Origin of the sequence: Paracoccus sp. (in: a-proteobacteria), assembly GCF_039808215.1 — a bacterium.
In the GTDB taxonomy this organism is placed as follows: domain Bacteria; phylum Pseudomonadota; class Alphaproteobacteria; order Rhodobacterales; family Rhodobacteraceae; genus Paracoccus.
Genome location: NZ_JBDHSP010000069.1, coordinates 1 through 15,079, shown reverse-complemented (window position 1 = coordinate 15,079; position 15,079 = coordinate 1). Strand labels below are relative to the sequence as shown.

14 protein-coding genes and 1 tRNA gene are annotated in these 15,079 nt (G+C 61.5%); 5 read left to right on the top strand and 10 right to left on the bottom strand.

From position 1 onward, the window contains the following. Positions 1–363, top strand: a 363-nt coding sequence (locus tag WMK75_RS15765; protein WP_347268564.1) for a hypothetical protein, incomplete at its 5' end; no start/stop codon positions are given. A 46-nt stretch (positions 364–409) separates the two neighbouring features. Here WMK75_RS15765 and WMK75_RS15760 read toward each other — a convergent pair. From WMK75_RS15760 to WMK75_RS15745, 4 genes are all read right to left on the bottom strand, one after another. After that, complete coding sequence (locus WMK75_RS15760) at positions 410–919, bottom strand: hypothetical protein (protein ID WP_347268563.1); 510 nt, start codon at positions 917–919, stop codon at positions 410–412. A 317-nt stretch (positions 920–1,236) separates the two neighbouring features. Then, positions 1,237–2,229 (bottom strand): relaxase/mobilization nuclease domain-containing protein, encoded by a 993-nt coding sequence (locus tag WMK75_RS15755; RefSeq protein ID WP_347268562.1) that lies wholly within the window; start codon positions 2,227–2,229, stop codon positions 1,237–1,239. Between the two features lie 95 nt (positions 2,230–2,324). Then, positions 2,325–2,702 carry a hypothetical protein gene (locus tag WMK75_RS15750; RefSeq protein WP_347268561.1) on the bottom strand — a complete coding sequence of 126 codons (378 nt, stop codon included), beginning with the start codon at positions 2,700–2,702 and terminating at the stop codon, positions 2,325–2,327. Then, entirely contained in the window at positions 2,692–2,886 is a 195-nt protein-coding gene (locus WMK75_RS15745) for a hypothetical protein (protein ID WP_347268560.1), read from the bottom strand. The genes WMK75_RS15750 and WMK75_RS15745 overlap by 11 nt, the downstream gene beginning before the upstream one ends. 116 nt (positions 2,887–3,002) lie before the next feature. On the opposite strand from WMK75_RS15745, the gene WMK75_RS15740 reads away from it, so the two are divergent. Then, on the top strand, positions 3,003–3,176 hold the full coding sequence (locus WMK75_RS15740) for a hypothetical protein (RefSeq protein ID WP_347268559.1): 174 nt from the start codon (positions 3,003–3,005) through the stop codon (positions 3,174–3,176). Between the two features lie 205 nt (positions 3,177–3,381). On the opposite strand, the gene mobC is transcribed toward WMK75_RS15740, so the two are convergent. After that, positions 3,382–3,717 (bottom strand): plasmid mobilization relaxosome protein MobC, encoded by a 336-nt coding sequence (gene mobC, locus WMK75_RS15735; RefSeq protein ID WP_347268558.1) that lies wholly within the window; start codon positions 3,715–3,717, stop codon positions 3,382–3,384. A 38-nt stretch (positions 3,718–3,755) separates the two neighbouring features. Between mobC and WMK75_RS15730 the strand changes: the two genes are divergently transcribed. Further along, on the top strand, positions 3,756–4,424 hold the full coding sequence (locus WMK75_RS15730) for a hypothetical protein (protein WP_347268557.1): 669 nt from the start codon (positions 3,756–3,758) through the stop codon (positions 4,422–4,424). 407 nt (positions 4,425–4,831) lie between these two features. Here the strand turns inward: WMK75_RS15730 and WMK75_RS15725 are convergent, their stop codons facing one another. From WMK75_RS15725 to WMK75_RS15710, 4 genes are all read right to left on the bottom strand, one after another. Then, positions 4,832–7,435, bottom strand: a complete 2,604-nt coding sequence (locus WMK75_RS15725; protein WP_347268556.1) for a DEAD/DEAH box helicase family protein — start codon at positions 7,433–7,435, stop codon at positions 4,832–4,834. 3 nt (positions 7,436–7,438) lie between these two features. Next, complete coding sequence (locus WMK75_RS15720) at positions 7,439–9,292, bottom strand: site-specific DNA-methyltransferase (protein WP_347268555.1); 1,854 nt, start codon at positions 9,290–9,292, stop codon at positions 7,439–7,441. Positions 9,293–9,811: 519 nt separating this feature from the next. Further along, positions 9,812–11,518: a site-specific integrase gene (locus tag WMK75_RS15715; protein WP_347268554.1), complete on the bottom strand. Its 1,707-nt coding sequence runs from the start codon at positions 11,516–11,518 to the stop codon at positions 9,812–9,814. Between the two features lie 127 nt (positions 11,519–11,645). Next, positions 11,646–11,720 (bottom strand) — tRNA-Gln (locus WMK75_RS15710). A gap of 95 nt (positions 11,721–11,815) precedes the next feature. Between WMK75_RS15710 and WMK75_RS15705 the strand changes: the two genes are divergently transcribed. Beyond that, positions 11,816–13,027, top strand: coding sequence for an NAD(P)/FAD-dependent oxidoreductase (locus tag WMK75_RS15705; protein ID WP_347268553.1), 1,212 nt, complete (start codon positions 11,816–11,818; stop codon positions 13,025–13,027). A 98-nt stretch (positions 13,028–13,125) separates the two neighbouring features. After that, positions 13,126–14,121: a nucleoside hydrolase gene (locus WMK75_RS15700; protein WP_347268552.1), complete on the top strand. Its 996-nt coding sequence runs from the start codon at positions 13,126–13,128 to the stop codon at positions 14,119–14,121. A 240-nt stretch (positions 14,122–14,361) separates the two neighbouring features. On the opposite strand, the gene WMK75_RS15695 is transcribed toward WMK75_RS15700, so the two are convergent. Further along, on the bottom strand, positions 14,362–14,982 hold the full coding sequence (locus WMK75_RS15695; protein ID WP_347268565.1) for an IS110 family transposase: 621 nt from the start codon (positions 14,980–14,982) through the stop codon (positions 14,362–14,364). Positions 14,983–15,079: the final 97 nt, after the last annotated feature.

Here is a 15,079-nt window from a genome sequence, read left to right as displayed (position 1 = left end):
CAGAACACCGTGAACAGGGTTGAGCTGGAGGCGTCGCAGGTCGAAGCCGAGGATGCCTTGGCTGCTGTCCGGGCGGCGGCTGCCGGTGATGAGGCCGTCACAACGACGCGGGCCGGGGGGCGGTTTGGGGCTGTCCGTCCGGCTGTGACTAGGTGGGACTTGGCCGCGCAATGCCGCGGCGACCGTCTCTTTAAGGCTCTGGTGCAGCAGGGCATGAAAGTTGCTGACTTGCGGGGCGCGATGGACGTTCGCCCGGCATGGCTGGCCGGTGGTTTGTCTGTCGGTGAGGCCGTGCTTGATGCTGCGCTGGAGGATCATTTGCACCAATTCGTGCCGACGCTGGCCGCCCGCATGGCTGGGTGACATTGGTGTGTGTCCATGGGGCGCAGTCAGCCTGCGCCCCCCCTTCTTACTCGACCTCGATGCCAGCCATTTCGGCAGCAGTCTTGCTTACAAGCGCGGTGTCCAGTTCCGGGGCGCTGATGATCCCGGCCAGACGCGTCACGATTTCGCGTGCGGCTGTGGAGAAAACCGCCCACGTGGCGGGCGTCATCATCGGGGTAAGCTCGTCGACGGTGGCGCCGTGGCCGTAGGCGTCGGCCTGGATGATCCAGACAATTGCGCGCTGCATCGCGAGAATGTCGAGCGGCTGGAAGTCGGGCTTGCCCATCTCAATGAAGTGCTTGGGCATTGCCGCAAGGATGCCATCCACAGTCGCGCGCTTGTGCTCCTCCTTGGCTTTGGCCAAGCTGTCGAACTTCTCGGGTGCGGCAAGTGCATCGGAAAGCGCCGTGATTGCGGCGCTGTTCGCGTCGCGGGGGGCGATTGCGCGGCGGCGTTCTTGCTGGCGGGCGTGGGTTTCGTCCAGCCGGGCAGCGGGCGGAATGACATGTTTGGGCATGTTGCGTTCGATCTGCATATGAGTCTCCGTGTTAACCGCTCGTGAGCGGCGGTTGATGGGGATCAAGTTCTTTTTGGGACTTGAGCTTCTGTTGCTGCGGGTGCGCCATGGTTGATATTCCGCCCGCAACACCTCCGGTTGCCGCCCCGTGCCGCGCGTCATCGCAGCCGCTGCGGGACGGGGCCTGCGCTTCGCCGTGGCGGGCTTGCCAAATACGGCGTGGAACGCCGCAATTAGCCCGTTCCCTGACGTCTCCGCCTTGCCCTCGCGCGCTGGTCGCTTTCGCACTGCGCGGACTAGGGGGATGGGGCGAAGGCGCGCGATCATGAAAAGTCTCATAGTGACAAGCCCCCGATGCCGCGCTGTCCCGGCTTGCGTCGCCGCCCGGCGGCTGCGGCCCCCAGCAATACCCCGCCCTTCGCGGTGCTGGCGGCGATCTGTCCGATAAGCCGAAGACCTTCCGTTCCTGCCTTCTTCACACTGGCGGGCTTGCCCGCTTTGCGACCGGGCAGTTTCATCATGCCTGTCCCGGCACCATGCGGCGCGGTCATCCTTGCGCCGATCCTTGCGTCCGCCGCCTCGGTCGGCTTGTCGCCGTCTTTGATCCGGGCGTTGACCTTCGCCAGTGTCGCGTTGCGGTCGATCTTGCCCGCGCCGATTCTCTGCCCTTCCGGCCCGATCAGGACGGCCCCCGGTTTCTTGCCCGGCTTCTGGGTGATCTCCATCCGCCAGCCATCCCGCGCCAGCCCGCTGTCCAGTGCCTGCTTGCTGCGGGCCGTCAACAGGGTCTGGCGGACGCTCTCCGGGGCTGTGTGCTGCCGTGGGTCGTGGCTGCTGCGCGGACCCGTCATGCGCTGGCCCTCCATGTCGGGGGCGTGACGGCCCGCCACGGCGGTTAGGCCGCGCTCGGCCTCGATCTGGCGTAACGCGGCTTCGGCCTTCGCATAGCTGTTGCTGTCGCTGACCACCCGCCCATCCGCGCCGACGCGGTTGGCCATGATATGCATGTGAGCGTGATCTTTGTCGCGATGGCGGATCACCATCGCCTGATTTTCAGACAGGCCAAGGCCGCGCAGCACCTCAGCGGCGTCTTGCCGCATGTCCTCGTTGCTCGGGTCGCCGTCCCTCGGATCGTAGGACACGACGATATGCATGACCGGCTGCCGCGTCCTGACGCTGACGGATGCGGCCACCTGCATTTCCTGCGCCGCATCTGCGGGCGTCTCTGATGCGAGATTGCGCATGTCTAGCACCTCGCCTCGGTCGTCGGCTGTGAGATAGCGCGCCAGCCGGTCGAACTCCGCGCCTTTCCGGATTTTCGCGATCATGCTCGGCCCCCGGCTTTACTGAAGTTTTGCCGCCGTGCAATCGCCCCCTGCGATGCGGTCGGTCTCCGCCGGGCCGTTTGGGATGATATGTTGCATCATTTCTGTTCCTTCTTGGGGATGCCCCGCAGCGTTTCCAGAAGGATGCGCGCTTCCGTCCTGATTCCCTGATGACTTGAGCGCAGGTTTTCTTCCGCCGCGCTGATCGCTTCTTCAAGCATGGGGGCGTCGATAGCGCGTCCGGTTTCGATCTCGCGCGCAACGCGTGACCAGAACCGGCCCATTTCCATTTCGCCAGCCGCCCGGAAATCCCGACACCATTCGAATGCGATTGCGGCGGGGTCGGTCGTGTCGTCCTGTCTGGTGTTCACGTTCTTTCCTTTCTTGAAGGTGACCCGGATTCCGGGTCGTCTGGGGCGCGCCAGATACCGCGCCAGCCCGGCGAAGTCGTGACCTTTGGTGGTCTTACCGATCATCAGCCTTCCCGCGCCGCATCGGTGTAGGCGCGCTGCATCGCCCCCGTTCCTCCGCACTCATGCCCTGCAAAAGCTCTAGATCCCGGTCGGCGCGCTGCACCAGCATTTCAACCCGCTCTTCAAGGCTTATGCCGCGCAGCACGGCCAGTTTCGCCCGTAGTTTCGCCCGTTCATCCGTAGTCATCGCTTATCCTTCCTTATGGTCGTTGATCAGATTGATGGGTCCCATGGTCCCGGCTCGTCTGGACCGTCTAAACGGTCCATCACCTCCCGTAGACAGGGTCGTTCCGGTCCTGCGAGATGGGCCAGCATGTGCGTGATGGTGTCACCATCGATCACTTCGATAGTGCAAAGGTCGTCGTCGCGGGCACCCGCGCCAAGGGCGGCGTCGGTGTCTACGCGGTTCGAGACGAGGGCCAGCACCTGCCCGAATTTCGTGAATGCGGCGCTGTCTTTGAAAAACAACTCAACTGACCGCCTCAACGGCTTATCGGCATGGATGTAAATTTCCGTTGGGTTATCCGCGATGCTCTTGAGGACATTGAACGCAGTCATTTACGCTTCGCTTTCCGGCCGACCGCCGCCCCAATAGCGGTTAGGACGTAAACAGTGAGGTTGGTTGCTCCGACCAAAATGGCAACAGATACTGCGACCACGGCCCGCACGGCTCGAACGTTATTCATTGAATTTTTCTCTCGATCTGCGCGGAAATGCTTTTGATGCTCTTATAGAGCGACGAAAGCGATTTAATGCTGTCGGCATTCAGGGATTTTGACTCATTGGCGACCCTCGTAATCTGGTTCAGGTTGGACCCAACCCGATTGAGCGCGGCGACGGCCTCGACCTCGATCTCGGTTTTTCGCGTCGGTAGCGGCTGACCCAAAGCGGACATGCGGATAAAGGCTGACTCGGTAAGGCCGCGTTGCTCGGCCTGCTGTCGAATGGCTGCGCGCTCCCTGTCATTCAGGCGGAGTTCGAAGCGAATTTCACGCTTGCGGGTGTTTTCCGTATCCATGTTCATTTCCCCCTTTTGGAGCCGCAGGCGACGTTTTCATGCGGGTTATGCCCGGTGAAAACATTGCTTGCTTTCTTACTTTACAGGATAGACACTCTCTTCATATAAATCAATACTTTATACGTAATAATCACGGGAAAGTTGTAAGCCTCATGGGGATACTGGAAAAGATACGGGATCAGGTTTTTGTCTGTGCAATATACGGATCACCGATCAGGATTATTTACAAGCTGCCCCGGTCTGCTTATCCCAACGCTGTTGCCATGCTCAAGCGATGCAGGGCCGATACTGGTGAGGTCACACACGCAAGAATTTATGTGGGGGAAGAATTTTCAGGTTCAGATTGCCGGGCCGAACGTCAAGAATCCATCCGTCATGAAATTCATCATCTCCGAATTTGTGAAATTGATTTGCAACGTAATCTGTCACCGATTATTGATGAGGCAACAGCAATTACTGATGAAATTCACTCTCCGGAAATGCTTCAAGCATACAGGAGTGTTGCCGTTAATCAAAGTGAAGTGGATGAGGAGGCTTTTGTTCGAGTTGCCGATGCGTATGCTGCCGGGTATGAGGTTCAATGCTCTAAAGAATTGAATGATGTGCTTGTAAATATAACTGCGCCGCGCGGGAATATAGCCTTGGCTAACTTGGCGGGCTGCGTGGCCTTGGTATTTACAATGATGCTGTGGTTTCTATTTGGATAACTCGCCCTGCCTCATTGGTTTTTTTGGTTTCCGGGGCGCTTGCGTGAGCCAGACCCAGAATTTGCAACCTCTCCTTTTCTCACCGTCCTTTCCTTTTCTTACTGCCCCTGCGGCCTTTTCCCTCTCTAATCATAGGGGGGGTGGGGTCTCCCCGCGCCCATGGGCGTCACAATTTCAGCGGTCCAGCAGCATGTTGGCCGTTACCCCTTTGGGGGGGGTAACGGAACCGCCGTCAGGACGGCGGAGAGGGGGGGGCACGGGCGATAAGCCCGGCAATTCGGCCAAAGGCCGCAGGAGATAGAGTGTCGATCACGGATGCAGCAGGGCAAGGACGGAGACAACGAAGTTTGTAGGTGCGTCTACCTAGCGTGGACATCCCGGCGAGGGTCAATTATTCCGTGGCTGCTCTACTTCGCGATCAGTCCGGGTAGGATTGTGGGTATATCCTGCATCAGCACAAGCGCGCATTCGACAGTTTCGCCGGTCATGGCAATCTGCAATTGCCCGGCGGGAACGGCCTGATCCCATGTGAAGCTTTCGGTCAGGAAGTTCAGCACGCCGCGCTTGTAGTCAGTATCCGGGTTTTGCAGGTGGTCGCCCTTCGTCTCCATGACGACGATGCGCCCGGCACCGGCATTGCTGCCCGTCGCGAAGATGAAGTCAGGATAGATGCGCCCGCGCTTCCAGCCTTGCAGCCCGTAATTGGTTTTCGCAACGTTGCGGTGCCACCATTTGACCGCCGCTTCGCCGTCAAGGTGAACAGCAACGTTCTGTTCCTCGCCGTTCAACTCGTTTCGCAAGACCGGCGCGAACAGGCTGCGTTCCAGTGGGCCGCCCTGCGCCCCCGTCAGGTGCGGCGAGTTCGCGGCTTCGGTCGTGGCGATGTGATCGGGCATCTGCCAGTTGTTGCCGTCCAGCCGAAGGCGGAACTGGATGCGCCCGGCCTTCACGTCTTCGCGGAACAAGGCTTCCGCACGGGCATCCCGTTCCTTGAGAAGCGCAAGCCGCAATGTGTCGATGATGACGCCGGACGCGCTGCCCAGCTTCACCTGATCGAAGCCGCGCACCTTCAAGGCCGTCAGCAACTGGCCGACAAGACCACGGGCAACGAATGGGTTCGGCACCAGATCGGAAATCACCCGCACCGCATAGGACGCCTCGAAGCGCAGGGCCTCTGCCGCTGCGGCAACGACCTCTCCCTTGAAATAGGCGTCTTCCCCGGCATCGGTCAGGGCGATGCGCTGCAACTGCGCCGCCGCCTGCCGGGGGTTCTCCGGTATTGCGGCGGCAACGGCGGCGGTCGAGAAGTCGCGCCAGTCGATTGCCGCCAGAATGTCGGTTTCGTAGTCAAGTTCGCGCAAGGCCGCGCCATCCTGCCGCAGCACCTTGGGCAGATAGATTTGCATGGTCTTGAAACCCGGTCGCCGTTCGATCCGGCGGGATGTGCCTGGGTTCTGCGCGGCACCGCCCTGCGGAACCTCAAGCACAAGATCGGCCAGCCCGTCCTTTTCCAGCCCGGTCTTGATCGCTTCAACCACCGTATTCGTGGCCGCGTGATGCGTGACCACATAGCATTCATCCAGCGCCGGAACGCCGGTTTTCAGCGCATAGGGCTGGCGCAGGATGCGGCCCACAAGCTGCGTCATGGCCGACAGATTAGATGCCGCCGCAAGCGAACACAGGACATAGGCAAAGGGGCAATCCCAGCCCTCTTGCAGCGCGGCCTTTGTTACGATCACCCGGACGCGGTTCGTCGGTGAAAGCAAGTCTTGGTTCTCGGGCTGGTTCAGGTCGTTCTGTTCGGCGGTCTTGATCGCAACTTCCGCGTCGTCCAGTCCCGATTGCAGCAGCCATTCCTTTACATCGTCCGCGTGGATATGCTGGCCGTCGCGCTGCTCCTTGCCGGTGCGTTCCACCTGCACAAGCATGATGGGGCGAATATAACCCAACGTGCCCTTGTCGGCCCCGTAGGCGGTTGCCTCGGCTTGCAATTCATTCAGCCGCCCAAGCGCCGCCGTCAGCGTGCCGCGCCAGTCCGCCCCCTGCCGAGGATCAAGGTTCAGCGGCATCTTGATCATGTCTTCCGCGTGCAGTTCTCGGCCCGTCACCTCAACCAGAAGGTTCGCATAGCGGGCCGGGCGCGGGTTCGGCGGGCGACCTTCTGCAACGTCCTTGGGCGTGGCCGTCAGTTCCAGAACGAAGATCGGGTTGAAGCCGAACAGCGTGTCATGCGCTAGATCGGACGTGGCCTTCTGCCCTTCATCCATCACCACGACAGGGCGGATTTTCCGCAAGGCATTGCCAAGGCTGTCCTTCACCATCGGGAACAGACCCTGATAGCCGTCGAAATTCGGGGTCGCCGCCAGTTCACGGGCATGTGCCGCCTGATCGCCCTCGGGCGGGAAAAAGCCATGCACATCGCCCCGGTCTCGGAACATGCGCAGCGTGTCCTTGTTCTGGCGGTTCCCGGCCTGCAACATCAGCACCATGACGCAGAGGTTCGCGTCCACGTCGCGGGCGTCCAGACGGTCACCCTTTTCCATGATCCTTACTCGGCCTGCCGCCGCGCGGTCCAACGCCTGCCGGTAAGGATGCTGACGGTCCTTCAGATGCTTGAGCGTCTGCGAATAGATTGCTTCGTTCGGCACGACCCAAAGCACGAACCCGGTGTTCTTCGCCAGATAGCGCCCCATGATCCGGCTGACCGTATTCACGGCCAGCCACGTCTTGCCGCCGCCTGTGGGCACCTTGAGCGTCACGTTCGGCACGGCACGCCCGATGCCGTCCTTGCGAGGCGAGAAGGGCACCCCCGCACGGGACGCGGGCAAGCGCCCTGCCTCCTTCACCTTCGCCCAAGCGGTTTCGGTAAAGTCCAGCGCGGCAATGGGCAGGTTCGGGTTCTGGACACGCAGGGCGTCAATCTGGTCGGCTTCCACCTTCCGCGCCTTGAGTTCATCAAGATAGACGTCCAGCGTGTCCAGAACCCGTTGCTGATAATCGAGCGTCCGCATGGCTTACACCCGTTCGACGCGATACAGCGCGAAAGGCAAAGGCACGAACTCCACCGTCAGCCCTTCGGCATCCAGAAGACGCTGGCTGACATAGCGGGCGGGGGCAAGGACAAGGTGGCGGTCGTCCGGATATGCTGCGGCCACCTGCCGGGCAAAGGTCAGGGTCAATGCGGCATCGGGCGATTTCAGCCAGTCCAGATCGGGGCGATAGATCAGCCAGACGCGGGTGCCGTTGACCATGCCGACGTGGAAACTGTCGGCATCCATCTGGCCGGGCGGCACCGGCTGCGACGTTGCCATGTGGAACAGGATGCCGCCCAAGGCGTCAAAGCCGGGCAGGTCGTCGCCGGTCAGGATGCGGTCAAGTTCGACGGGTTCCCCAAGGGTGCAATAGGTGAAGCTGCCGCCCAACCCTTCGGCGCGTTCGGCCACGGCTTTTTCGCCTGTGACGATCAGTTCGCCGTCCTTCACCTCTTTCTTGATCCGGTCGAATTCATGCCCGTGCAAGTTTTCGATGCCCTGCACCTTGTGAACCAGTGTGTCGGCCTTCTCGATTGCCCGCCAGTTCAGCTTTTCGCGCAGAAGTTCGGCCTTTTGCGTGCCCTTGAAGTCATAGCCGTTGACCACCCGCCGCACCCGTTCGGCGGTCAACCGGTCGGCATAGTCCTCCATTTCGACAAGGATAAAGCGGCGATTACCTCCATCGCGCTTATTGGCTTCCAGAACGGCATGGGCGGTTGTTCCGGAACCGGCGAAGGAGTCGAGGACGATAGAATCTTCGCTGGCGGCCAAGGCGATAACTGTTTCGAGCGTTCCAAGAGGCTTAGGGAATTGGAAGAGATCCCCTAACCCAAGCTCGCCCAGTTCAACCGTGCCCTGTTCGGAAATATATTTACTGTCGGTCCAGATAGTTTTAGCCTTTATTGATTCCTTGCGATATTTCTCAAAAATACGCCATTCGCCGCCTCTGGTTTTCGCGCCATATATGAACTCAGTTGTTCCGTCGGTCGTGAATTTTTTCGCTCGCTCGACTCCCCACCTCCAGCAGCTATCAATCCCTTCGCTGTTTTTGGGATACACTGCCGTAGCCCCTGGATACTCCTCCACTGAAAGGCGATGATTTCCATCATCGTCTTTTAACTCTTCGGATACGTAAAAGGGATAGAACAGATTTGGCCTGTTATGTCTGCCGAACTTTGGATTCCGATTCCTTAGCTCTCGCGCCGAGTAATTTCCAAAAGAATCCACTGATGGTAGATTTGCGCCCTCCGTTTCAATTTCATTAACTGAAACGGATTCACTCTTTCCATAGACGAGAAGATACTCGTGCGTCTTAGCAATATCCTTATATGTTTGTCCGCGCTTGTTTGATTGGATAACAATCTGCGCGATAAACCCGTCTTCCCCGAATAGCTCATCGAGCATTTGCTTGAAGCGATGAATCTCGTTGTCGTCCAACGTGACCCAAATGCTTCCGCTGTCTGAGAGTAACTCATGCAGTAACCGCAGGCGCGGCCACATCATCGCGCACCATTTGTCATGGCGCAGGCCGTCTTCGATCCCGATAGGGTTCGCTTCCAGCCATTCCTTGATCATTGGGGCGTTCACGTTGTCGTTGTAGGCCCAACCTTCGTTCCCGGTGTTGTAAGGCGGGTCGATGAAGATGCAGTCCACCTTGCCCGCATACATCGGCAACAGGGCTTTCAGCGCATGCAGGTTGTCGCCCTGAACGATCAGGTTGCCGTCAAGCCGGACCTCGCCGATTCCCTTCTCGGGCTGCGGGATCAGGGGCCGGGCGGGCACGGCAAGGTGATGGTTCCAGACGAATTCCTTGCCCTTGAACACCAGTTCCGTCATGCGCCTGTCCCCGCTTGCAGTTTTCCGCTTTACACCACTTCCCGGCAGGTCTCGGCAAGTGCAAAGCTGACAGCCCTACCTGATGGGACACTCTCGGCGCGTGGCGCATCAAGGCAGAAACGGCGTCACCACTCGTAAGCATCTGTCGCCACCAATGACTATTGCGATGCTGCGTATGACGATGGGGCGAATTTCATCTTTCTGAAAATTCCCATTGATTTCAAAGTGATTGTCACGGGAAATGGTGGGCGACCGTGACCCCGATTGTGACCTATGCTGGAAATCCGTTCCTTCACGAAATTGTTCCTCGATCAGGACTTCCGGGGTGGGGAGTTCCAGCGACCGCCCCGAACGCGCTTTGGTCGTTGCAGCACCGTCTGCGCCCGGGATCGGGCCATTCCTCACAGGAGATAGTCTGTAGATCAGAGATGAGGCGGGGGCGGGCCGGAGACGTCAAGTATCGGAGGCCAGCCCCCGCCGGGGGGGGGGCGGAAGCGCTCTCTCCTTTATCGGTCCTAATTAGAAAATTCGGGGTAGAGCTTCGACGGCAACGCAAAGCTGCTCGATTGGCGACTGGCTGCCGTAGCGGTCGTCCTCGATATCTCCGACTAGATGGCCGAAAAGCTCGGCCCGGATATGCTTTTCCACGTCAGACTCCGCCCTCAAGCCCTGAACGGCGTAATGGCGGAACGAGTGAAAGGACTTCTTCGGCTGCGGCCCAAGTTGATCGGCTTGGATATTGCGCCACATGTAGTCGATGGCATCTCCAATCTGCGACCCGGCACTTTTTCTTTGCAGGTCGTAGAAAAGTTCCGGTCTGCCCGCGTCGCGCTGGCTCTGCGCATAGTCGAGAAATCCCAGTTCGATCAGATGCGAATGAATCGGGATGCGCCTTTTGCTTTGCGGATTTTTCAGCCCGCGCCGCCCGTTTGGACGGATCAGCATGATAGGGGTGCCGTCTTCTTCGCTGATGTCGGCGGTTTCCAATCCGCAGATTTCTTCTCTCCGTGCGCCGCTGTATGCGGCGATCAGCGGCACCCAATATAGCCAATCGCGGATGACGACCGACCCCGGTTCGCGCCGGCGGCGCTTTGACTTGGAGCCTGTCCAGACGGGCGCGGCGAACAGCTTCTGCACGTCCTTGAATGTGAATGCGTCGCGCTGGTCTTTTGCTGCCGTTTTCTCGATGCGGCGCAGCAAAGACGGGTCGATGCTCGCATCGACTTTCAATCCCTCGCCTCTGGCGGCTTTGAAAATCTTGGAGAGATGGGACAGGTTGCGGTTGATCGTGGCGACGGACATGCCGACCGCAACGCCAGCCTTTTCCGCTTCCGCCATGATCTGATGGATGGTCTTTTTCCGCTCTGCCTCACTCCGGCGATATGTTGGCGGCAGGCGGTCCATTGCGTCAACGAATATCGCCAGATGCCGTTGTTTGACTTTGCGCACGTCCGTCACGCCGGTCACTTCGCAGAATAGTGCTGCCACCGCCTTCGTCTGAGTCAATGTCTTCTCATTGGCCCGGTTGGTGCGGGCGTGAGTGCGGCTCATGCGCTCCGTCACGTCTAGAATGTTGGCCGAGAAGCCATCGCCGGCAGGCCGTGTGGTCGTCACCGGCTCGCGTTTCGTCCTTGGCTTCTTCTCATACCCGCGCTTGAGCTTGAGCCGAGGCCGCTCGGGGGCCGGCTCTGGCTCGGCTGGCGCTTGGGTAGGGACGGCCGTGGCTGCCGCTGTCGGGGCGTTGCGCGGTTTCGGTGCGATGGCCGCAACCGCCGGGGCCACAGGCGTGACTTTGGCCGGCGTTGGCGAGGGTGTGGGCAATGCCGCCACCGCTTGGGCCGGGGCCTGATGATTGTGCCGGACGATGCCGTTGGTCTTGCCTGCCGGCTTTTTCGGCGGCTCATCGTCTGGGGCGTCGTGCAAGAAGAAAAAGAAGAAGGCGCGCGCTCCGTCAGGGGCCGGGTCCATCCCGGCGGCTTCCATTTCTATGGCTGCCCGTTCGCGCTGAATCGCGGCACGGATGCCTTTTGCGACGGTCTGTAACGTGGCCTGCCCGTGGTCAAGGAGATTCCAGCCGGCGAGAGATGCCGCAGTGGCAACGCCAGCCAGACGGCGGGCCTGAAAGGGATCAACGGTCCCAAGCGGCGCTTGGATCGGCTTGCCGCGATATAGGCGGCGCCAAACGTAGTGGTAGCCGCGACGAATGACGTAGTTGGCAATGCCCATGGCCGGCCCTCGAAGGGGGGCAGCAGCAGGGAAGGCGCGCCGCGAACGCGTCATCACGCTGACGTGATGTCACTAGTTCCACAGCGACGGCTCTAAGTGCCTGTGATATAAACATCTCTGGATCAGATGGCTGGGGCGGTAGGATTCGAACCTACGGTACACGGTACCAAAAACCGATGCCTTACCACTTGGCCACGCCCCAACTGTGGAGCGGTGTCTACTTAAGGCCGTCCGGGGTTGCAAGGGTAAAACCGAAAAAACTTGTCGACCGGCGCGAAGCGTCCTATCCGCCCCGGCATGGAACATTTCGATATTGCCATACTGGGCGCCGGCGCCGCAGGGCTGTTCTGCGCCGGCTCGATCATGCAGCTTTGCGATGGTACCGCGCCGCGAGTCATTGTGCTTGACCATGCGCAGGCTCCTGGTGAAAAAATTCGCATTTCTGGCGGCGGACGGTGCAATTTTACCAATCTATTCGCCTCTACGGATCGTTTCCTGTCGTCAAATCCCAGATTCGCCGCCTCGGCGCTGGCGGGATATGCGCCGCGGGATTTCGTGGCACTGGTGGACCTTGCCGGGATCGGCTGGCATGAAAAATCCTTGGGACAGCTGTTTTGCGACCAGAGCGCGCGGCAGATCGTCGATCTGCTGCTGCACCGGATGCGCGGCGCGCAGCTGCGCCTTGCCACCACCATCGGGCGGGTCGAGGCCGACGCCACCGGCTATCTCATCCAGGTTCCGGGCGGCGCGATCCGGGCGCGCGCGGTGGTGGTGGCCACGGGCGGCAAGTCGATCCCGCGCATGGGCGCCACCGGCTTCGGCCATGACCTCGCACGCCAGTTCGGTCTTGGCCTGGTCGAGCCCCGGGCCGGGCTGGTGCCGCTGACCTTTGCCCAGCAGGATCTGGACCTGTGCCGACCGCTGGCGGGGATCTCGCTCATGGCCGAGGTCCGGCACGGCAGCGGCCGCCGCCGGGCCATGTTCCGCGACGGGCTGCTGTTCACCCACCGCGGCCTCTCCGGACCGGCGATCCTGCAGATCTCGAATTTCTGGCAACCCGGGGATGAGATCTCGGTCAATCTGGCACCAGACATCGACATCGCCGCGGCCTTGCATGAGGCGCGCGGGCAAGGGGGGCGGGTCAGCCTGGCCGCGGCCCTGGCGCGCTGGCTGCCCGCCCGGCTGGCCAGCGCCATCGCCGAGGAAGACGGTCGCGGCACGACGCGCCTGGCGGAACTGTCCAGGGCCGGGATCGCCCGCCTGGCCGAGCGGATCGGCAACTGGACGCTGCGCCCGGTCGGCTCGGAAGGCTGGCGCACCGCCGAGGTGACGCTGGGCGGCGTGGACACGCGGGCGCTTGATTCGCGCAGCATGCAGGCCAGGTCGCGGCCGGGGCTGTATTTCATCGGCGAGGTCGTGGACGTGACCGGCTGGCTGGGCGGCTACAATTTCCAATGGGCCTGGGCCTCGGGCCATGCTGCCGCACGGGCGATCATCGCCGCAGCGTGACGGCACCGGCAAGGCCCCCGGGGCGAGATGCCGGGTCTTGGGGCTTGCATCGCCGGCGGCCTCGCGCTTCCCTGTCGCCACAGCCGGCGGAGGGCAGCATGGCGCGCAAGATCATCATTGATACCGACCCCGGCCAGGACGATGCCGTGGCCATCCTGCTGGCGCTGGCCAGCCCCGAGCTTGAGGTGCTGGGCCTCAGCGTCGTCGCCGGCAATGTGCCGCTGCACCATACCGAACGCAATGCCCGGGCGCTGTGCGAACTGGCGGGGCGCCCGGACCTGGCCGTGCATGCCGGCTGCGACGCGCCCATGCACCGCAAGCTGGTCACCGCCGAGCATGTGCATGGCAAGACCGGGCTGGACGGGGTGACGCTGCCCGAGCCGGTCCTGCCGCTTGCCCCCGGCCATGCCGTCGATTTCCTGATCGAGACCCTGCGCCGCGAAAGCCCCGGCTCGGTGACGCTGGTGCCGATCGGGCCGCTGACCAATATCGCCACTGCCTTCCAGCGCGCCCCCGACATCATTGCGCGCGTGCAGGAGATCGTGCTGATGGGCGGCGCCTATTTCGAGGTCGGCAACATCACCCCCGCCGCCGAGTTCAACATCTTCGTCGACCCCGAGGCGGCGCAGCTGGTCTTTGCTGCCGGCGCACCGCTGACGGTGATGCCGCTTGACGTGACCCACAAGGCGCTGACCAGCCGCGCCTGGGTCGAGAGCCTGCGCGCCATGGGCCGCGTCGGCCAGGCGGTCGCCGGCTGGACCGATTTCTTCGAGCGCCACGACCGCGAGAAATACGGCTCGGAGGGCGCGCCGCTGCACGATCCCTGCACCATCGCCTGGCTGCTGCAGCCGGAGCTGTTCTCGGGTCGGCTGATCAATGTCGAGATCGAGACCCGCGGCGAATTCACCCTGGGCATGACCGTGGCGGACTGGTGGCGGGTCAGCGGCAGGGCGCCGAACGCGACCTTCATCCGCGACCTGGACCGCGAGGGGCTGTTCGCGCTGCTGACGCGGCGCATCGGCGATCTGGACCGCCGGCTGAGCCAGGCTGCCCCTCTTCCGTGGTTGCCGCCCGAGATGCAAGGAGGAATTTGAGCAGCTGGACAGGTGATCGAGCTCGGTCTTCTTCAGGCCTCATTGTGCGGCCATACATTCTGCCGCAGGCCGGTATGGTGATCAGCGGATGGGGTTCAAATCTGGCCTCAGGACTTGATTGCCCACAGTGGGTCACTGGTTTTTCCCACCCTGATCTCATCGATCGTTTTGCCCATTCTGGTTGTCGCCTTCTCGCACCTCCGTTGCACCGATGCCGTTTCGCCGCTTGCCTGACAGGTTCTAGGCGGCTGCGATCGGCATCGGATCCCTGTAATTCTCACTGCGCGTCAGCATGGCCCAGATCGTTCTGGCCATCTTGTTGGCGAGTGCGATGGCCACCAACATCTTCGGCTTGCGGTCCAGCATGTGGGCCAACCAGGTTCCCTCCCGGATCGACTTGCGGCCCAGCCATGTCAGACGCGACATCGCGCCGACAATCAGCAGGCGCCGGATATCAGCCTGCCCGGCCTTGCTGACCCGGCCGAGGCGCTGCTTGCCTCCGGTCGAGTTCTGTCGGGGCACGAGCCCGAGCCAGACGGCAAAGTCGCGCCCACGCCGGAAGGTTTCCAGAGGTGGCGCGAAGGCTTCGATGGCCAGGCTTGTGACCGGGCCGACGCCCGGCATGGTCTGAAGCCGACGTGCCGTTTCGGTGTTTTCTGACGTGGACCTGATCTGTTTCATCAGGGCATCGATCCGCACCGCCTTCTCGGCAATCTGTTGGCGCAGGTCGCGGCAGATATCGCGGACCATCTCTGGAAGATCGGAGGCCGCATCCTCGATGATCGCCTCTATGCGCCTGAGACTCGCGATGCGAATCGGCAGGGCGTGGCCGAATTCGTAAAGGTTTGACCGGCCTTGCAGTTACCCACAAGTTGATGCTGAGAGGTGGCTGCGAAAATCTGAACAGCCGGGATAAGTGGATTTTCCGCGCAATGGCGGCATGATGCTGCGAGCGAGG

What these genes read in the sequence shown, in the direction of transcription:
- WMK75_RS15725 (WP_347268556.1), bottom strand. Translation starts at nt 7,435, where the DNA reads ATGCGGACGCTCGATTATCAGCAACGGGTTCTGGACACGCTGGACGTC.
- mobC (WP_347268558.1), bottom strand. Translation starts at nt 3,717, where the DNA reads ATGGATACGGAAAACACCCGCAAGCGTGAAATTCGCTTCGAACTCCGC.
- WMK75_RS15700 (WP_347268552.1), top strand. Translation starts at nt 13,126, where the DNA reads ATGGCGCGCAAGATCATCATTGATACCGACCCCGGCCAGGACGATGCC.
- WMK75_RS15715 (WP_347268554.1), bottom strand. Translation starts at nt 11,518, where the DNA reads ATGGGCATTGCCAACTACGTCATTCGTCGCGGCTACCACTACGTTTGG.
- WMK75_RS15720 (WP_347268555.1), bottom strand. Translation starts at nt 9,292, where the DNA reads ATGACGGAACTGGTGTTCAAGGGCAAGGAATTCGTCTGGAACCATCAC.
- WMK75_RS15740 (WP_347268559.1), top strand. Translation starts at nt 3,003, where the DNA reads ATGGGCCAGCATGTGCGTGATGGTGTCACCATCGATCACTTCGATAGT.
- WMK75_RS15750 (WP_347268561.1), bottom strand. Translation starts at nt 2,702, where the DNA reads ATGATCGGTAAGACCACCAAAGGTCACGACTTCGCCGGGCTGGCGCGG.
- WMK75_RS15705 (WP_347268553.1), top strand. Translation starts at nt 11,816, where the DNA reads ATGGAACATTTCGATATTGCCATACTGGGCGCCGGCGCCGCAGGGCTG.
- WMK75_RS15745 (WP_347268560.1), bottom strand. Translation starts at nt 2,886, where the DNA reads ATGACTACGGATGAACGGGCGAAACTACGGGCGAAACTGGCCGTGCTG.
- WMK75_RS15755 (WP_347268562.1), bottom strand. Translation starts at nt 2,229, where the DNA reads ATGATCGCGAAAATCCGGAAAGGCGCGGAGTTCGACCGGCTGGCGCGC.
- WMK75_RS15760 (WP_347268563.1), bottom strand. Translation starts at nt 919, where the DNA reads ATGCAGATCGAACGCAACATGCCCAAACATGTCATTCCGCCCGCTGCC.
- WMK75_RS15730 (WP_347268557.1), top strand. Translation starts at nt 3,756, where the DNA reads ATGCGGGTTATGCCCGGTGAAAACATTGCTTGCTTTCTTACTTTACAG.